Here is an 18,350-nt window from a genome sequence, read left to right as displayed (position 1 = left end):
GTGGTGCGGCGACCGGGGCAGCGGGCCGCGCCGGTGGTCGGCCAGAGCGCCACCGCCATCGGCTCGACCGTGGTGCAGGCGGGCGGCGACGTCATCACCGGCGACGTGTTCGTGGGCCGGTTCGCCCGGCTGCGCGACGTGTGGCTGGACCCGCGGCCGGTGTTCGACGAGGTCGGCACCGAGCACTTCGTCGGCCGGGACTGGCTGGTCGCCGGGGTCGACCGGTTCCTCCGCCACCACGACCGCGGTTACGTGCTGGTGGAGGCCGCCGCCGGGCTGGGGAAATCGGCGTTCACGGCGTGGCCGGCCCGGGCGCGCGACTGGCCGTGCCACTTCACCCGCAGGCGGCGGGGGCGGGTCGCGGCGACCGCGCTGCGCAACCTCGCCGTCCAGCTGATCGCCCGCTTCGACCTCGACGAGCGCTTCGCGCCCGGCGGGCTGCTGCCGGAGACCGCGGGCGAACCCGGTTGGTTCGAGCAGGTCCTGGTCGAGGCCGCGGAGGTGGCCCGGGCCGCGGGGGAGCCGCTGGTCGTCGTGGTGGACGGGCTCGACGCACGTCGCCGGTGACCTGCCGCTCGGGCTGCCGTCCACGCTGCCGCGCGGCGCGTTCTTCGTGGTGACCTGCCGCACCGGCACCGACCTGCCCGCGCTGCGCCGGCCGTGGCAGGCGTTGTCGATCGGGGCGGGGGACCGGAGCAACACCGCCGACCTGCGCCGGTTCCTCACCGCCGCGGCGGGCGCCGAGCCGCTGGCGTCGCTGCTGGCGCGGCACCGCGTGCCGGTCAGGGCGCTGGTCCGCGACCTGGTCGAGCGCTGCGGCGGGGTGTGGGTGTACTCGCGGTACGTGCTCGACGAGATCCGGTACGGCGCGCGCAGCCCCGCCGAGCTCGACCTGCTGCCAGGGGACTTGGCGCACTACTACTTCGAGTGCCTGTCGGCGTCCCGGGACGAGGCCGCGTGGTCGCGGGTGCGCCTGCCGGTGCTCGGCACGCCGGCTGCGGCCGCCGAACCGCTGACCGTCGACGGCCTGGCCCGGCTCGCCGGGGTGACCGACCGCGCCGCAGTGAGCGAGCTGTGCGCGGGGCGGCTGCGACCGTTCCTCACCGACGACGGCGGCTGTTACGGGATCTACCACACCAGCCTGCGGGAGTTCCTGGCCGGAATGCTGCGTGGGCACGTGGTCGACGGGGTCCGGTCCCGGGTCGGGGAGCTGGCGGCGGCCACCCGCGAGGCCCACGACCGCATCGCCGACCACTACCTGGACCTGTTCGGCGGGCTCGGCACCGGGCTCGCCCGCCTGGGCGACGACCCGGCGGTGGCGGGCGCGGACGGCGGCTACGCGCTGCGGCACCTGACCCACCACCTCGCCGCGGCGGGCCGTGTCGGGGAGGTGCACCGCGTGCTCGCCTGTGAGCGGGCCACCGGTCCGGGCACGTCCCGCAACCTCTGGTTCGACGCACACAACAGCCGTGGCACGGTGGACGACTACCTGGCCGACGTGGCCCGCGCCCGGCGGCACGCCGAAGCCGACACCGACGGCCGGGTGGTGGCGGGGCGTCCGGCGCCGGGTATCGCGCTGGAGATCCGCTACGCCCTGATCACCGCGGGCGTTACCACGCTGACCGCGAACGTCCCGGTCCCGCTGCTGCTGCGGCTGGTCACCTCCGGCGTCTGGCCGCACACCCGCGCCCTGGCCCACGCCCGTCACCTGCACGTGCCCGGTGACCGCGCGCGGGCGCTGACCGGGCTGCTCGACCACCTGCCCGAACCGGACCGGACCACTGCGCTCGCCGACGCCCTCGCCGCGGTGCGCGCGATCACCGACGGGGTCCAGCGGGCCGAGCAGGTCGGCGCGCTCGCACCGCACCTGCCCGACCACCTGCTCGCCCAGGCGTTCGCCACGGCCACCGCCATCGGTGACGAGCAGGCCCGGGCCGACGCGGTCGTGCGGCTCCTGCATTACCTCCCGGACTCGTTCGTGCCCGATGTGCTCGCTATCGCCCGTGCGACGGACGACCGGTTCGGTCGCGCCAAGATCCTCAGCTGGCTCGCACTGTGCTTGCCCGACGGACTCCTCGACGAGGCGCTGGCACTCGCCCGTCAGATTTCCGGCACACCCAATCGGGTCTGGGCCCTGTGCAAGCTGGCGCAACACGACGCCTCTGGCGATGCGGTGACCCGTGAAGCGGTGGAGACGGCGTTGGCCACCGAGGATCCATGGGAGCGGATCCGGGCGCTGCTGACGATCATGAGTGAACTCGGTGATGGGCACGCCTCCCTGTTGGCCCCCACCCTGGCGGCGGCCACGGGACTTGAGAGCGTGCCGGGGAAAGTGATCGCTTTGTGCGCGATCGCCGAGTACCTGCCGGAAGCCGAACAAGACGATGTGATCACGGAAGCGATCGCGGGAGCCGCCACCCTCGACGATGAGGAACAACTCGCAGACCTCCTGGTCAGGTTGACGACGGACTGCCTGCAAGGCCGGAGATCCGACGAACTCTTGGCGTTGGCGCGGCTGGTGCGCGACCCGGGCCTGCGGGCACGGGTGTTGCGGCACCTCGCCGCCCACCTCCTCGCCGCCGAGCGCGAACAGGTGCTGTCGGAAGCATTGGCGAACGCGGCCGAGATCGACGAGGGGGAGCGAGCGCACGTAATCCGCCTGCTGGCGCCGCTGCTCGCGGAAGCGCAGCTGACCCGTGCCGTCGCCGAGGCGAAGCGGATGAGCGATGGGTTCTACCGGTCCCACGCCCTGGGCGCACTGGCACCGCACCTGCCCGAACACCTCGTGGGCGAGGCGCTGTCGGTTGGACGAGTCGAGCACCGTCGCCGACACGATCGACGACGTGAACATGCGGGTGTGGGCGCTCGGACGACTGGCCACCCGATTCCCGCAGCCAGTGCGGGACGAGATCCTTCACGACGCGCTGGACGTGGCGCGGACCTCGCCAGCCGTGTCGTATCGGGTTGCGCTCCTGGTCTCGCTCGCCGCCGAGATGCGACCGCCAGGGTCCTCCGAGGTACTCGCGGAGGCCATCGGCCTGGCGAGGACCCTCGGCAAGAACGACAGTTTGCTGGGACAGGTGGCGGGCAGGCTCGTCAGGTACGTTCCGGAACGGATGCTGACCACGCTGCTGGGCGCTATCAGCGCCGCGCTGGGCGCCAATGACAGTGGGCGAGGAGCCGAGGACCCCGCAGCACGCCGAGCTGGCCCGGTACGTGCCGCGCGTCCCCGAACGGCTGATCGGCGAGGCGCTGAACGCCACCAGGGCACTGCCCGGCGAATGCGACATCACGCCGGTGTGGGGCGCGGTCGCCCTGCACCTGACCGGCCCGCTGCGGGAACGGGTGCTCGCCGAGGTGGTCGGCGTGGCCCGGGGCGGCACCCGGGCGCGGTGGAACCTGCTGCGCCAGGCCGGCGCGCTGTGGGGCGACGCGCTGGGCAAGCAGGAGCTGGACATCGTCCACCGGATGCTGGCCGGGCTGGACTTCGGCGGCTGCCAGCGGGTGCTGGCCGACGTCCCCGCCGCGGTCTACGACCTCGGTGGCGCCGATACCGCGGAACGGGTCCTCGACGCCGTCGACGCGGTCCGGCGCTGGTGGACCTCACCCGACCGGGACTCCCCGGCCGGGTGAGCGGCCCGGCGGGCCGCTCACCCGGCGTGGTCACAGGGACAGGTCGAACTCGTTCTCCTCGTAGCCGGCGTAGCGGGGCTTCGGGTCGCCGGGCGGGGTCTCGACCTGCGCCTGGGCCTTGAAGTAGCGCACGCGTTGGCCGCCGTCCAGTTTGTCCAGGCGGCGCGCCTCGATCAGTTCCTCCACCGCCTTGCGCTCGGCGACGGCCTCGTCCTGCAGGCGTTGCCGGTCGGTCGTGCCGTACTTCTTCATCAGCTCGGCGTCGGAGGCGGTGCGGGCCAGTTCCTCCCGTTCGTTGGCCTTGTTCAGCAGCTTGTCCAGGGTGCGGTCCAGGTACCCGGGGTGGCCCTGCATGTAGCCGTCGGCGCGGATCAGCTCGGCGCTGGGGCCCTTCGCCTCGTAGATGCGGTGCTCGACCGTGCCGTCCGGGTGCTCGCTGCGGTAGACGCCGTCGAGGTGGCCCGCGCCCCGGTCCGGCATGGCGTCGACCCGGTCGAACGGCGGCAGGTCCGCGTCGGCGCGCTCGGCGTTGAGGTCGCGGACCCGGTGTTCCATCGCGAAACCGCCGATGGACTCGCCCACGTCGCCGCGCAGCTGGCCGACGCCGGCGCGGTCCGGCCGCCACTCGTCCAGGTCGGTCGACCGGGGCGGGGGCGGCTGCGACGGGTCGACTTGGCGGGCGGCGTCGAGCCTGGCCTCGGCGTCGCGGACCGCACGGTCGGCGTCCGCCTGCCGCTGCTCGGGCGTCTGCGGGGTGTCGCGGGCCGCCCTGGTCTCGGCGTCCCGCGCCGCGACCAGGTCCGCCTCGGCGCGCCGGACCGCGGCCTCGGCCTCGGGTTTGTCGGCCGGGGAGGCGTTGGCCTCGTGCTCGCGGGCTGCCTTCAGCCTGTCGCGGGCCTCCTCGACGGACCGTTCGGCCCGCGCGGCTTCCGCGTTGGGGTCGTCCGCGGCCCTGCGGGCGTGCTCCAGCTCGGCCTCGGCCTGCCTGACGTTGAACTCGGCTTCCCGCTGCCTGGCCAGCGCGGCGTCGGCGTCGGTCTTCCTGGCGGCCTCGGCTTTTTCGGCGGCGTCCTGCCTGGCGCGGTCGAGGTCGGCCTGGGCCTGGGTCGTGTCCTTCCCGTCGGCGCGGGCCCGGTCCAGGTCGGCCTCGGCGTCGCGGACCCTGCTGTCGGCCAGGTCGCGGCGCGCGTTGGCCAGGTCGGCCTCGGCCTGCCGGACGTGCGCTTCGGCCACGTACTTGCGCGACAGCGCGCCCTCCTCGGCGTGCCGCCGGATCTCCTCCGGGCTCGCGCCGGCGAAGCGCTCGTCGACCTCGGCCTGCGCCCGCCGGGACGACTCGATGCCCTGCTGGGACTCCAGGGCCTTGGCCAGCCTCGCCTCGGCCTCCCGGACGGGTGCCTCCGCGACCACCTTGTCGCGCGCCTGCTGCGCCTTGGCCAGCTCCTCCTCCGCCTTGCTGATGCGGGCCGGTTCACCGCTGGCGTTGGCTTCGTCGAGCTTCTTCTGCGCGGCGTCGACCTTGTCGTTGGCGCGTTCGACGGCGAACGGCGCGTCGATCTCGTTGTAGCCGGCCTGGGCGCCCGGCCGCATGTGGGCCAGCCGGTCGGCCTCCCACTGCTCCTCCGGCGAGAGGGTGTCGCGGGAGCCGTGGACCGTGGAGCCTTCGAGGGGCTGCGAGTCGAACGTCTCGCGGTCGTCCTTGAACTTCAGCTCGATCTTCTCGAAGTCCTCCTGGGTGAGGCTGTCCAGGTCCCCCTTGCCGTCCGGGCGCTTCGGGGGCTCCCAGTCCGCGGGCGAGACGTCGACCGGGTCCGGTGCCCTGCCGTCCAGGTCGGTGCCGCTGTGAGGGTTGACGTAGAGCTCCCACCGGTTGTTGGTGTACCGGACCAGGTAGTGCTTCTTGACGTGGTCCAGGTCCGCGAGCTTGTCGTTCGGCGACTTGCCGGTGACCGGGCCCGGCCGGTCGCGCCAGTCCGACCCGCCGTCCTGCTGACCGCGGTCGCGGGCACCGTCGGGGGTGGTGTGGTCGGTTTTGTGGTTGTCGGGGGTGTTGGGGGCGTAGCCGTCGTTGGTTGTTGTGGTGGTGGTGCCGTCGGGGTGGTGGGTGTGCCATTCGCCGTTGGGTGGGATGCGGGGGTGGCGGGTGCCGTCGGGGGCGAGTTCGGCGTCGCTGGTGTAGACGCGGCCGTGGGTGTCGGTCCAGGCGGGTTTGGTGGGGGCGAGGACGTCGGCGCCGGTGTGGCGGGAGAGGCGGTGGGCGAAGTCGTTGGTGGCGGCGTCGCAGCCGATGAGGCGGAGGGGGGTGTGGCCGTTCCAGCCGTGGCGGCGCAGGAGGTCGCCGTATTGCTCGGGGGTGTAGGTGTGGTTGCCGATGCGGGCGTGGCCGTCGGGGGTGATGTGGACGTCGGCGGTGAAGTAGCGGGGGTCGTGGGGGACGCGGTGGGGGAGGTCGCCCATGGTGGGGTCGCCGCGGTGGTGGGAGATGCCGGCGGGGGTGGTTTCGCCGTGGCGGGCGTGGGCCTCGTCGATGCTCGGCTGGTCGGGGTGGGGCTGGTCGGGGTGCGGGGTGTGGTCCAGGTTGCTGTCGGGGTCGCGGTGTGGCGGCGTCCAGGCTTCCGGGTCGCGGCGAGGGGCGGGGATGTTGTCGGGCTCGCGGCGCGGTGGGGTCCACGCGTCCGGCTGGCGGCGTGGTGGCACGGCGTCCGGGGTGTGCCTCGGGGCGGGTGGCTGGTGCGGTGTGGCGGGCCTGGTCGGCTGCTGGGGGCCGCGTTGCGGCGGTGGGCCGTAGTTGGGCTGGCCTGGGCGGGGGTGCGGAGGTTGCTGGGTGGGGCCGGGGCGGTTCGGGGTGTGCTGGCCGGGACCGTGCTGGCCGGGACCGGTTGGCGACGGGCCGGCGTGCGGCTGGGTGCTGTGCGGCGGGGTGGCGTGGGACGGGCCAGCGTGGGACGGGTTGGTGTGTGACGGGGTGTGGCCCGAAGGGCGAGGGCCGTCGGGGGTGCGGGCGGGCGGGACGCTGGAGCCCAGGTCGCCCCTGCTGCCCGGAGTTCCGGTCCAGCCGCCGCTGCTGGGGCGCGGGCTCGGACCGCCGCCACTGGGCGAGCCGCCGTGCGTGCCGGGGCTGCTGGGCATGCCGCCGGGGGTGGGCTGACCGGTGGGGGAGGTGTGGTGGGGGCTGGGGGACGTGGGGGTGTGCGGTTGGTCCGCCCGGGGTGGTGCGGCGGCGGTGGAGGCCGAGGTGTGATCGGGGCGGGTCGGGCTCGGGGCGTTTCCGCTCGGGCTGGTGTGGCCGGGGGCGCCGGACGGAGTGCTGTAGCTGGGTGAGTTGTGGCTGGGGGTGCTGTGGCTGGGGGTGCTGTGGCTCGGCGAGTTATGGCTGGGAGCGCTGTGACCAGGAGCGTTGTGACCCGGGGTCCTGCCGGAGGGCGAGGTGCCCGGCTGCGGGCTGTTCGGCGCCGTGCCGCCGTCGCGGCCGGTGCCGCGCGGGGGGTAGCTGCTGGAGGTGGTGTGCGGTGCCTCGGGGGCGGAAGGGCTGGTGCCGGGGCGCGGGTTCCCGGTCGGCAGGTCCGGGTCCCGGCCGGGGCGCGGGGTGTCGACGGTTGGGGCGGTGCTGGACGTCGTGGTGGTGCCGCTGGGCCGGTTTGACGGTGTGTCGGTGCCCCGGTCGCCGGTGCCGCCATCGCGGCCGGTGCCGGTGTCAGGGCTGCCGGGGCGGTCGCCGCCGGAGGTGTTCCCGTCGGGGGAGTTGCCGTCAGGGCTGCTGCCCGGCGAGCCGTCAAGGCCCCTGTTGCCGCGTTGCAGGAACCCGCCGTGCTTGATGCTGCTGGGCGAGAGCACGTCCAGGCCGGTGGCCTTGCCGGCCAGCTTGCCGACCACCTTCATGATCTTCTCGAAGACCTCGACCAAACGCTTGAGCAGCGGCGAGACCTTCTTGATCGTGTCCAACAGATCCTGGACGATCTTCGCGATCTTCGCGGCCCACTTCGAGATCGCGGTCACCGCCTGCGCCACGATCACCGGCGTGCCGAACCCCAGGCTGAACACCGCCTCCAACACCCAGGCGATCAGCTTGCCCACCAGATCGGCGATCAGGTCGCGCACCACCTCGCGCACGAACCCCACCACCATGCCCATCATCCCGACCACGGTGCCCACGGTCCCCGCCGCCGACGCCGCACCGGACAACGCATCCGAGTGCTGCTTGGAGTTGGCCAGGTATGCCTCGGCCGCCGGACCGGTCCAGCCCTGCGTGCCGGACTTCACCGCCTCCGCGTACTCCTGGGCGACCTTCCCCAGCTCCTCGGAGACCTTGCCCCACGTCGTGGAGTACGACTCGATCACCGGTGGGTCGCCCGCCAGCTTGTCGAGCATGTCCTTGAGCGGCTGCACGTGCTCCATCAGGAACGCCGCCGCCGAGGACAGCAGCGTCCCGAACGGGTCGATGGCCATCGCCGCGGCGTCCGCCGCCAGGCCGACCATGCCCAGGCCGGCCTGGATCCAGTTGCCGTCCTTGATGCCGTTGTAGGTGTCCATCGCGGACTCGGCGATGGAGATGCCCGTCGCCCAGCCGTTGTCACCTGTACCGGCGTTGAAGAATCCACCCGGCTCGGCATCGGGCTTGACGACCAGGTCGTTGGAACCGGTCACAGCAGCTCACCCCCCGTGAGTTCGTACCGCGTGCCCGCCGCGACGCATTCCCGGCGAACGGGCACCCGTCCCGGGTTGACGCAGCGGCCGGGCCGATAGTTCCGCAAGGGGGTCATCTTGCGCAAAGGTCGGCGAAGCCCGCGGAAATGACCGCGGTCCACCGACCGGGAGAGAGGGCAGTGGACCGCCCGGGCAGCCTGGACCACTGCTTACTTGGTCTCGGCCTCGCGGTTCGGCAAGAAGGTGCGTGACGACTGGCCGAAGCCGGGCGAGGACGAGGCGGCGGCTACTGCTCGCTGCGGTCGAGCGGACCGACTTCCAGTGGCGGAAGAAGTCGGACCGGTGAGTGACGTCCGGGCGCGATCACGGCATGCTGAGCAGGTGCAGGCGGTGGTCAGCGCTCACGGCGATCCGCTGTAGTTCCAGGTCTGGCCGGTGCCGCGGTACTGCTCGACCGGGATGGGCTGTCGTCCGTCGGGCAGGTGGTCGCGGCAGAGGGTGCCGTGGAGGTGGTCGACCTCGTGGGCGACCAGGCGGGCCATGCCGCGGTCGAAGACGGTGATCTTCTTCTCGCCGGTGATGTCGGTGTGCTCGACGTGGATCTGCATCGGTCGGGGGACCAGGCAGCGGACGTCGAAGAAGCTCAGGCAGCCCTCGTACTGCTCGTCGGTCTCGGTGCCGTTCTCGATGATCCTTGGGTTGAGCAGGGTGATCGGATCGGTGCCGGGCGGGCGGACGAGGGCGGCGGCGCGGTCGATGCCGATCTGGGGTGCGGCGATGCCCATGCCCTTGCCGAAGGTGTGGGCGTGGGCGATGCGTTCGGCGGCGGAGTGCAGCTCGGCGATGACCCGGCGGGCGTCCTCGGCCTCGGCGGGCAGGTCGAAGGGGCGGGCGGTGCGGCGCAGCAGCGGGTCGCCGTCCTGGACCACACCGAGCGCGGCCATGGTTTCGCTGGGGCGCGCGGGCGCGGTGTCGGCGGTAGTGCGGCCGCGGAAGTCCCATTCGAGCCGGTAGCGGGCGTGCAGGGGCGGGTCCTGGCAGGACCAGGCGAAGATCACCCGATCGTGGTCGATGGTGCGGTCGATGGCGGTGGGGAAGGGCATGGCCTCGGCGGTCATGGAGGTGTGCAGGCCCCACACCACCGGGGTGAGGTCGGCGGGGAAGTTCAGCGACACCGACAGCTTGGCGGTGGGCAGCCGGACGGCGCGTTGGAACCAGTTGCCCCAGTGGGTGTCGCGGACGGTGTACTCGTACTCGATCCAGGTCGACTCGCCGGGGTAGAGCGGGAAGTGGCCGGTGTCGCCGGAGAAGTGCAGCCAGACCTCTTTGAGGGCGTCGCGGTCGTGGTGGGCGCTCCAGCTCATCGGCTCGGCCCGGTCCTGGCCGTGCCAGGCGTGCAGGTCGATCTCGTCCCAGGTCAGCGGGTCGGTGCTGTAGAGGCGGGTGGACCGTTCGGGGTCGCCGGGGTGGCGGTCGACGGAGATGCGGATCAGGTAGCGGGTGATGGGCTCGGCACCGCCGTTGACCAGGCGGCGGCGCTGGGTGAGCCGGTAGGTGTGCCCGTCGTAGTGCAGGGTGGCGTCGTCGTGGTCGACCACCAGGCTGCCCGCGCCGGACTGCTCCGCGGGAGTGGGTGACAGCGGCGGTCGGGACTTGCCGGTGCGGCCTGACTCGTACTCGCGGAACGCGGTGCGCAGCGCCCCGCCGGCCTTCAACGCGGCTTCGGCCTGGAGCGCGAACTCCCGTGATGGCCGCTCGTGCCCCGACTCCACCTTGGATACGTACGAGCGGTCGTAGCCCATCAGCTTGGCCAGTGCGGTGCGGGACAGCCCGCGCACGTCACGCCAACGGGTGAGTTCCGCCGCGAAGGCGTTGATCTCGTCGTTGTCCCCGCTCGTCGAACGCGCCCCACCGGTCACGAACACCCCCGCTTTCTTCGACCGTGAGTGGGCGTGAACCCACCGTGAGTCACGCCTCAGCCTAGAGGCACGGCCGGCCCGGCTGGTGTCGTGGACCTCGTCGCACTCGGCGGCAGAACCGCACCAAGGCGCTGTCGCCGGCAGCCACCCACCCAGGAGGAGAACGTGAACGACGTTCGCCCGTTGCCGGGTGTGTTCACCGACGAACGGCACCTCGTCGCCAACGATGCGCCGGCGCACGGCTCGGCCCACCTCGGCCGTCGCTATCGGGCGTTGTGCCGCGCCCTGTGCCTACCTGCCCCGACCGGGCCGTTCACCTGGTGCGGGTGGCCGATCTGCGCGAACCCCTGTGCGAAAGCCCTGCTCCACAAGGCTTTCGCGTCAGGTTGATGGTGATCTGCTCAGCAATACGAAGGGAACCGCTGCTCATGACGACGACCGAACTCCACGCCGTCGACGACCCGTTCGCTCTCGACGTCCAGGTCATCACCGACGTGCCGAACGGGGCGCAGGGTGCGTGCACGGAAGGCACCAACGACGGCTGCGACCCCACGTGCGCATCGGCGTGCGTGACCGGCGGCGTATGAGCCGGGCTGCCTGGACTCGCTCGGTACGAGCCTGGAGGATCCGATGATTTCCGCTGGTGGAAGGCCGCTGTACCGGCACACGGGGGTCGCGTTGCTGCGGGCCGCGGCGGCACCGCTGACCGACGCACCCGACCGGTGGCCCGACCTGACCGACATCCCGGGGTGCCGGTTGTGGCTGGACCGGATGTGGTCCCGGTCCGGTCTGGTCGAGGCGGTGCGGCAGGCCGGCCCGTCGCTGGCCGACCGCGTCGAAGCCATCAGGCTGGGCCACGCGGTGTCCGACCGGCAGGTCCGCAGCATGACCCTGTCCGTCGCCCGGTACGTGCTGCGCGGCATCGGCCGCCCCATGCCCTTCGGTCTGTTCGCGGGGGTGGCCCCGGTGACGGTGGCCGACAGGACCAGCGTGCGGTGGGGTGGACAGCACCGGGCGGCCGTGCGGGTGAACACCGAGTGGCTGGCCGACATCACCACTCGCGCCGAAGCCGTTCCCGAACTGCTGGAGCGATTGGAGGTGACCGTCAACGACCTGGCCGTGCGGCGTGGTGACCGCCTGGAGGTCCCGCACGGGCCGAACCGGGTGGCGATTCGGCACACCAGCGTGGTCGCCGCGGTCAGGGAGGCGGCGTCGACCCCGATCCGGTTCGGCGCGCTGGTCGACAGGCTCGCCGAGGACTTCACCGCCGACCGACGCCGAGCCCTCGACACCCTTACCGAGCTGGTGCGTCGAGGTCATCTGCTGACCGGCCTGCGCGCACCGTTCACCGTGACCGATCCATTCGCCTACTTGATCGCTCGCTTGCGCGATGCCGACGCCCGGAGCTTGCCCGGCATGACCACCCTGCTCGACGGACTCGACGTCGTCCTGGCCGAGCTTCGCCACCACAACGACGACGCCACCCCGCCCGCCGAGCAGCACCGCCTGCGCACCACGCTCCTGGACCGCATGCGGTGTCTGTCCTCGGCGGGCCGTACCCCGTTGGCCGCGGATCTGCTGCTGGACAGCGATGTCCGCGTGCCCGACGGCGTCGCGCAGGAGATGGAGCGCGCGGCCTCGGCGTTGCTGCGCACCACGCGGCACCCGACCGGTGATCCGGCCTGGCGGGAGTACCACGCGGCGTTCGTCGACCGGTACGGCACCGGCACGCTGGTGCCGCTGCTCGACCTCGTCTCCCCGGACGCCGGCCTGGGCTACCCGGCCCGCTACGACGGCAGCCTGCTGCCCACGCCGGTCCCGGCGTTCGCCCGGCGCGACGAGCGGTTGGCGGCGATGGCCTGGCGGGCGATGGCCGACGGCACCCGCGAAATCGTCCTGACCGACGACGACATCGCCGCGCTGACCAGCGAGGACTTCGACGAGCGCTACATCCCGCCGCACGTGGAGTTGTCCGCTCGCGTGCACGCCGCCGGCGCGGCGGCGGTCGACCGCGGGGAGTTCACCCTCACCGTGGCACCCGCCCGCTCGGCCGGGACGCTGACCAGCCGTTTCACCCCGACGGCCACCGGCTCAGGGCTGGCGGAGGTCTACCGGGCGCTACCCGCCGCGACCGAGGGTGCGCTGCGGGCCCAGTTGAGCTTCGGCCCGAAGTACGCGCCGGCGGAGAACGTCTGCCGCGTCCCGGCCTACCTCGACCACGTCATCCCACTGGGAGAGCACCGCGGACCTGGCGATCCCGCCACCCTGATCACCGTCGAGGACCTGGCCGTCGCCGCGACCCGGGACCGCTTGCACCTGGTCAGCAGGTCCCGCCGCCGGGTGGTCGAGCCGCAGGTGTTCCACGCGCTCGCGCTGGACAAGCAGCCTCCGCCGCTGGCGCGGTTCCTGGCCGAGCTGCCGCGTGCGTTCAGCGCGTCCTGGTACCAGTTCGACTGGGGACCGCACGTCAACCTGCCGGTGCTGCCGCGGGTGCGCTACGGCCGCACCGTGCTGTCCCCGGCGCAATGGCGGCTGACCACCGCCGACCTGTCGACCGGTGACGACTGGCGGCAGTTGCCGGACCGGTGGCGGCGGCTGTGGGACTGCCCCGACGTGGTCGAGTTGCGTGACGCCGACCGCACCCTGCGCCTGACCCTCGACGAGCCCGCCCACGCCACCCTGCTGCACGCCCACCTCGTCCGGCACGGCCAAGCCGTCCTCCACGAGGCCACACCCGTCGCCGACTGCGGCTGGCTCGACCACCACGCCCACGAGATCGCGTTGCCGCTGGTCACCACACGCGCTCCCGCGCCGAACCCGCTGCGCGGAGCACTGCCCGAGGTGGGCAACACCCACGGGCACCTGCCCGGCGCCCCGGACTCGCGCCGGCTCACGGCAAAGATCCACACCCACCCGGAGCGGATGAACGACATCGTCGCCCGGCACCTGCCGGAGCTGCTGGACGACCTCGACGAGGACCAGGGCTGGTGGTTCCTGCGCTATCACAGCCCTCGCGAGACCCACCACCTCCGGCTGCGCCTGCATGTCGACCCTGACCACTACGCTGCGTGCACCAACGCGCTCGGGAAGTGGACGCAGCGGATGCGGCAGGCAGGCGTGACCGGACGGCTGGTGCTGGACACCTACCACCCGGAGGTCGGCCGCTACGGGCATGGTGCGGCACTGGCCGCCGCCGAGGACGTCTTCGCCGCCGACTCCCGCTTGGTCGCCGCCCTGCTGCGGAACCTGCCCGCCACAGCGGCCCACCCCACCGCACTGGTCGCGGCAGGCATGGTCGGCATCGTCGAAGGCTTCCTCGGCGGTCCCGGCGAAGCGGCCGACTGGCTGACCGCCCGCCGGACCCGCACCACTGCCGCGATCGACCGCGCGGTGGCCGACGAGGCGATCCGGCTGGCCACCGACCGGGATGCGCTGCGCCAGCTGCCCGGCTGGATGGAGTCGGTCGAGCAGGCATGGCGGTCCCGCGCCGACACGCTGGCCGCCTACCGCGTGCAACTGCCGGCCGATGCGGACACCGACACCGTTCTGGAGTCGCTGCTGCACATGCACCACAACCGGGCCGTCGGCATCGACTCGGACAGCGAACACGCGTGCCGCCGGTTGGCCAGGCAGGCCGCGCTCGCCCGCCGGGCGCGAGGCGGCAGCCGATGACCGAAATCAACCCGCAACCGCCGGAGCACGATCCCTCGCCGGACTGGGGGCAGTCCCTGTCCTTCGGCGCAGCCGGGATCGCGTTGCGGCACGTCGTTCGCGCCCGTGCGGGCTTGGGCGAGTGGAGCACCGCCCACCCGTGGGTTGCGGCGATGACCCGCCGCCCGATCACCGCGCACCCCGACGCCTGCCTGTTCCGGGGCGCTCCGGCGGTCGCGTTCGTCCTTCGGGTCGCCGGCCGACCTGCCTACGCTGCCGCGATCGACACCCTCGACCGCTACATCACCGACCTCGTCGCACAGCGCCTGACCGCCGCACACCAGCGCGTCGAGCAGGGCCGACTGCCCCGATTGCGCGAGTTCGACCTGATCAACGGCTTGACCGGCCTCGGTGCGTACCTGCTGCTCCGAGGCGGTGACGGCGTGCTCGCGAGGGAGGTACTGGGCTACCTGGTGCGGTTGGCCACCGAGCCCGTGACCCGTGCCGGCGAAGCCTTTCCGGGCTGGTGGACCGACCACGCCTCCACCGACCGCCCCTCGACCGGGTGGCCCGGCGGCCACGCCAACCTCGGCATCGCCCACGGTATTGCCGGCCCATTGGCGCTGCTGGCCCACGCGGTGATCAGCGGAATCACCGTTCCCGGACAGGCCGAGGCGATCGACCGGATCTGCCGTGAGCTGGACCGGTGGCGGTGCGGCACCCCAACCCGACCGTGGTGGCCGGGCACCATCCGGGCGGCGGAATGGCGCACCGGCTCCGTTGACCAGCACGCAGCGCAGCGGCCGTCGTGGTGCTACGGAACCCCCGGACTCGCCCGCGCCCAACAACTCGCCGCCCTGGCACTGGGCGACCGCCGTCGGCAGCGCGCCGCCGAGCACGCGTTGACCGCCTGCATCACCGACGAGCGGCAGCTCGCCCTGCTCGACGACGCCTCCCTCTGCCACGGCTGGGCCGGACTCGTCCACACCGCCCGGCGCACCGCCGCCGACGCCGGACCCGACAGCGAGCTGACGGCCCTGCTGCCACAGCTGCACACCCGCTTCGAGTACCACCTGCACGGCCGCCGACCGGTCACCGGCAACGGCCTTCTCGAAGGCACCGCAGGCATCGCCCTCACCCGCGACGCGGCCACCGCGCCCGCTCTCCGGTGGGACGCCTGCCTGCTCATCACCCCACCTGCCACCAAGACGCTGGACGCGGAAGGAACCGGATGACCGCCACCACCGACACCGGGCCGGACGAGCTGCGCGACCGCATGGTCGACCACATCGCCGATGCCGGACACCTGCACTCGGCCACCATCGAGCACGCGCTGCGCACCGTGCCCCGCCACCTGTTCGTGCCCGACGCAACCATCGAGGACGCGTACGCCAACAGGTCCATCACCATCAAGCCCGGCGAACCCGGCGGCAGGCCCGCGAGCTGCATCTCCGTGCCCACGGTCGTGGCGATGATGCTCGACCAGCTCGACGCCCGACCCGGCCACCGCGTCCTGGAGATCGGCGCCGGCACCGGCTACAACGCCGCCCTGCTGGCCGAACTCGTCGGACCCACCGGCCAGGTCACCACCATCGACATCCACCCCGACGTCACCACTCATGCTCGTCAGGCCCTCGACGCCACCGGCTACGACCGCGTGCACGTCGTCACCGGCGACGGCACCCTGGGACACCCCGACCACGCCCCTTACGACCGGATCATCGTCACCGTCGGCCCCTGGGACCTGCCGCCCGCGTGGCTGGACCAGCTCGCCCCCGGCGGTCGGCTCGTGGTGCCGCTGACCTGGAGGGGGCAGACCCGCAGCGTCGCGTTCGTCAAGCAGGAGGACGGGGTGCTGCGCGCCACCGACAGCCGGCTGTGCGGCTTCATCCCCATGATCGGCGACGGCCAGGACGGCGAACGCACAGCCCGCATCGCCGACGACGTCGACCTGCACTACGACCCCGACCAGCCCATCGACCCGGAAACGCTCCACGGCGTCCTCGCCCGGGAAGCCACCACGGTGTGGTCGGGCGCGTCGGTGGCCCCGATGGAATCCACCGACCTCATCTGGCCCCGCCTCACCGGCGTCGAACCCGGTACCTGCCGCTTCGCCGCGGGCAACGCCGCCGTCGAGGCCGGCCTGTGCAACCCCGCGTTCAAGTTCAGCAGCCCCGCCCTGGTCGACGGCGACTCCCTGGCCTACCTCACCTTGCGCGGACCTGAACCCGAGGCCACCGAACGCCGCTTCGAACTCGGCGCCACCGGCCACGGCCCGCTTGGGGCGAATCTCGCCGAACGCCTGTGCGCTGTGATCCGCACTTGGAGCCACGACCGCACCGCCCAGGCCGTCATCACCGCCTACCCGGCAGGCACCCCCGACGCAGAACTGGCAGATGGGCCGGTGGTCGACAAGCGGTTCGTCCGCCTGGTGATCTCCACCTGACCCGATGAGCGGAAAACCGCGGCCCACCGACCCGGGGTGGGAGGTCGGTGGGCCGCGGGGGAGTGCCGGGCTGACGGGGAGGATCAGGCCGGCAGGATCGCGGGGTCGTCGTGGTCCCGCAGGGCGGTGCACGCGGCGCGCAGGCCGGTGACCAGTTGGGCGATCTGCTCGTCGGTGATGTGGATCGACGGTTCGAAGCGCAGCGTGTGCGTGGCGCTGGCGGTGGGGAACACCCGGATGCGGTGCTCCCGCAGCAGGTAGCCCGCCAGCACGTAGCCGAGCAGGCCCTGGCGGGCGAACTCGGCCACCGCGGTCGTGCCGCCGGTCTGGTCGTGGAACTCCAGGCCCAGCATCAGGCCCTTGCCGCGGACGTCGGCGACCACGGTGGGGAACTCGTCGCGGACCGACCGCAGCGCGGCGGCCAGCGCCTCGCCCCGCTCCGCCGCCCGCCGGTAGGCCGCGCCGTCCTCGGCCTCCAGCAGGTCGACCACGCGCAGGCCGAGGTGGCAGGAGAACGCGTCCTTGGCGAACGTCGAGCTGTGCAGCAGTTCGAAGTCCGGCAGGTAGCGGCTCTGCCTGACCAGCAGCACCGAGGACTTCGCCAGGCCGCCGCCCAGGGCCTTGGCCAGCACGATGTAGTCGCCGAGCAGGCCGATGTGCGAGGCCGCGTAGAACGCGCCGGTGCGCCCCACGCCGCTCTGCACCTCGTCGACGACCACCGGGAACCCGGCCGCGTCCGCGGCGGCGCGGATCTCGGCCGCCACCTCCGCCTCCAGCACCCGGATGCCGCCCTCGCCCTGGACCGGTTCGACGAAGAACGCCGCCACGACCGGCAGGTCGCGTTCGACCAACTCGCCGTCGACCACGTCGAGCACGGTGACGCGCTCGGCCTCCACGGCCTTGGCCACCTCGGTCGGCGCCACGAACCTCGCCTGCGCGGCCAGGCCGCGGAACGGCACGCGGTAGCCCTCGTTGTGGGTCAGCTGCACGCTGCCCGCCAGCTTGCCGTGGAAGGAACCCTCCAGGGTCAGGAACACGGGGGGCAGGTCGAACCGGCCCTCGTTGTGCTCCCTGGCCCTGGCGGCCAGCTCCGGGTCGGCCGAGGCCAGGTGCCCCTCGATCTCGGCCCGCAGCCGCGCCACCCTGCCGACCCGGTCCATCTCGGCGTGCTTGAGGGCCACCTCGATGCCCTCGGCACCGGTGTTGGCGAAGATCGCCGAGTACGGCTCCTCGACGCCGAACTCGCGCCACAGCACCCGGTTGAGCGCGGCGGCCAGGTCGTTGGCGTACGGGTGGTAGGAGAACTGGGCGTGCACCGGCACCCGCTGGTCCAGCAGTTCCCTGGCCCGCTCGACCAGGGCTGGGTGGTTGTGGCCCAGCACCAGGGAGCCGTAGCCGCCCACGTAGTCCACCACCGGCACGTCCCCGGACGGGGTGCGCCACCACAGGGTGTCGCCCTCGCCCCGCACGTACTCCGCGTCCAGGCCCAGTTGCGACAGCAGCCCGCGCAGGTGGGCCTCGGCCAGCTCCAGCGCCATCTCAGCCCTCGGCGGCGGAGTCGCCTTCCGCGGCGTCCTCCTGCACGGGGTCGTTGTCGCCGAACGGGTTGTCGATGGCGTAGCGCCAGCGGCCGTCGGGGCACTTGCGCAGCACGTCCAGGCCGGTGCCGCTGATCGACTCCTCGCCCTCGATGTCGAACTTCCAGTCCACCACCAGCAGGACCGTGTCGCCGGTCACGTAGGACTCCTTGACCTCGGCCGTCATCACCGGGTTCTTGGTCATGAACTCCCGGATCGTCTGCTCGTGCTCCTCGCCGCTGATCGGCTTCTCCGGGTCCCACACCGAGACCGCGTCCTCGGTGTAGAGCGAGAGCACCGCGTCGACGTCGCCCTCGTTCACGGCGCGCACGTAGAGGGCGGTCATCTCCAGCGGGTCGGTCGGGGCCTCGAACTTCTTCAGGATCGCGGTCACGGTCGAACCAGTCCTTTTCGCGAGAAGGGGATACGGCGCCGCCGACGCTAACCGGGCACCGGTCACACGTCGGTAATTCGCCGCCC

General features: G+C 72.7%; 13 protein-coding genes. 9 read left to right on the top strand and 4 right to left on the bottom strand.

Features of this window, described 5'->3' with window-relative positions; translation table 11 throughout:
- Window positions 1-3 precede the first annotated feature (3 nt).
- From EKG83_RS25695 to EKG83_RS25685, 3 genes are read left to right on the top strand one after another with little or no spacing between them, the layout of a single operon-like run.
- Window positions 4-567, top strand: a complete 564-nt coding sequence (locus tag EKG83_RS25695; protein ID WP_153278382.1) for a hypothetical protein — start codon at window positions 4-6, stop codon at window positions 565-567.
- Window positions 568-616: 49 nt separating this feature from the next.
- Window positions 617-3,166 (top strand): hypothetical protein, encoded by a 2,550-nt coding sequence (locus tag EKG83_RS25690; protein ID WP_153278381.1) that lies wholly within the window; start codon window positions 617-619, stop codon window positions 3,164-3,166.
- A complete protein-coding gene (locus EKG83_RS25685) occupies window positions 3,163-3,633 on the top strand; it encodes a hypothetical protein (protein ID WP_153278380.1) in 471 nt (156 codons plus the stop codon). Before EKG83_RS25690 ends, EKG83_RS25685 begins: the two co-directional genes overlap by 4 nt.
- 30 nt (window positions 3,634-3,663) lie before the next feature.
- On the opposite strand, the gene EKG83_RS25680 is transcribed toward EKG83_RS25685, so the two are convergent.
- Window positions 3,664-6,330 (bottom strand): hypothetical protein, encoded by a 2,667-nt coding sequence (locus EKG83_RS25680; protein WP_153278379.1) that lies wholly within the window; start codon window positions 6,328-6,330, stop codon window positions 3,664-3,666.
- A 256-nt stretch (window positions 6,331-6,586) separates the two neighbouring features.
- Here EKG83_RS25680 and EKG83_RS25675 point away from each other — a divergent pair, with 256 nt between their 5' ends.
- Entirely contained in the window at window positions 6,587-6,781 is a 195-nt protein-coding gene (locus EKG83_RS25675; protein WP_194282934.1) for a hypothetical protein, read from the top strand.
- A gap of 456 nt (window positions 6,782-7,237) precedes the next feature.
- A complete protein-coding gene (locus EKG83_RS25670) occupies window positions 7,238-8,155 on the top strand; it encodes a hypothetical protein (protein WP_153278377.1) in 918 nt (305 codons plus the stop codon).
- A gap of 523 nt (window positions 8,156-8,678) precedes the next feature.
- On the opposite strand, the gene EKG83_RS25665 is transcribed toward EKG83_RS25670, so the two are convergent.
- Window positions 8,679-10,202 carry a peptide deformylase gene (locus EKG83_RS25665; RefSeq protein WP_228122200.1) on the bottom strand — a complete coding sequence of 508 codons (1,524 nt, stop codon included), beginning with the start codon at window positions 10,200-10,202 and terminating at the stop codon, window positions 8,679-8,681.
- Window positions 10,203-10,522: 320 nt separating this feature from the next.
- On the opposite strand from EKG83_RS25665, the gene EKG83_RS48225 reads away from it, so the two are divergent.
- The 4 genes from EKG83_RS48225 to fxlM are packed head-to-tail and all read left to right on the top strand — an operon-like array spanning window position 10,523 to window position 16,293.
- Window positions 10,523-10,783 carry an FxLD family lanthipeptide gene (locus EKG83_RS48225; protein WP_211269253.1) on the top strand — a complete coding sequence of 87 codons (261 nt, stop codon included), beginning with the start codon at window positions 10,523-10,525 and terminating at the stop codon, window positions 10,781-10,783.
- 43 nt (window positions 10,784-10,826) lie between these two features.
- Window positions 10,827-13,868: a lantibiotic dehydratase gene (locus tag EKG83_RS25655; protein ID WP_033434784.1), complete on the top strand. Its 3,042-nt coding sequence runs from the start codon at window positions 10,827-10,829 to the stop codon at window positions 13,866-13,868.
- Window positions 13,808-15,082 (top strand): lanthionine synthetase C family protein, encoded by a 1,275-nt coding sequence (locus EKG83_RS25650; protein WP_228122199.1) that lies wholly within the window; start codon window positions 13,808-13,810, stop codon window positions 15,080-15,082. Before EKG83_RS25655 ends, EKG83_RS25650 begins: the two co-directional genes overlap by 61 nt.
- Window positions 15,079-16,293: a methyltransferase, FxLD system gene (fxlM, locus tag EKG83_RS25645; RefSeq protein WP_033434783.1), complete on the top strand. Its 1,215-nt coding sequence runs from the start codon at window positions 15,079-15,081 to the stop codon at window positions 16,291-16,293. Before EKG83_RS25650 ends, fxlM begins: the two co-directional genes overlap by 4 nt.
- Before the next feature lie 83 nt (window positions 16,294-16,376).
- Here fxlM and EKG83_RS25640 read toward each other — a convergent pair whose 3' ends face one another.
- Both EKG83_RS25640 and EKG83_RS25635 read right to left on the bottom strand, forming a co-directional pair.
- Complete coding sequence (locus EKG83_RS25640) at window positions 16,377-17,831, bottom strand: aspartate aminotransferase family protein (RefSeq protein ID WP_033434782.1); 1,455 nt, start codon at window positions 17,829-17,831, stop codon at window positions 16,377-16,379.
- 1 nt (window position 17,832) lies between these two features.
- Window positions 17,833-18,264: a YybH family protein gene (locus EKG83_RS25635; protein WP_228122198.1), complete on the bottom strand. Its 432-nt coding sequence runs from the start codon at window positions 18,262-18,264 to the stop codon at window positions 17,833-17,835.
- Window positions 18,265-18,350: the final 86 nt, after the last annotated feature.

Source organism: Saccharothrix syringae (assembly GCF_009498035.1).
GTDB classification, from domain to species: Bacteria; Actinomycetota; Actinomycetes; order Mycobacteriales; family Pseudonocardiaceae; genus Actinosynnema; species Actinosynnema syringae.
The sequence above is the reverse complement of the archived record's forward strand: the minus strand, read 5'-3'. Positions and strand labels throughout refer to the sequence as shown.

Bases quoted from the DNA above. Each gene is read 5' to 3' on its own strand.
- EKG83_RS25640 (WP_033434782.1), bottom strand. From the start codon at position 17,831: ATGGCGCTGGAGCTGGCCGAGGCCCACCTGCGCGGGCTGCTGTCGCAA.
- fxlM (WP_033434783.1), top strand. From the start codon at position 15,079: ATGACCGCCACCACCGACACCGGGCCGGACGAGCTGCGCGACCGCATG.
- EKG83_RS25685 (WP_153278380.1), top strand. From the start codon at position 3,163: ATGACAGTGGGCGAGGAGCCGAGGACCCCGCAGCACGCCGAGCTGGCC.
- EKG83_RS25655 (WP_033434784.1), top strand. From the start codon at position 10,827: ATGATTTCCGCTGGTGGAAGGCCGCTGTACCGGCACACGGGGGTCGCG.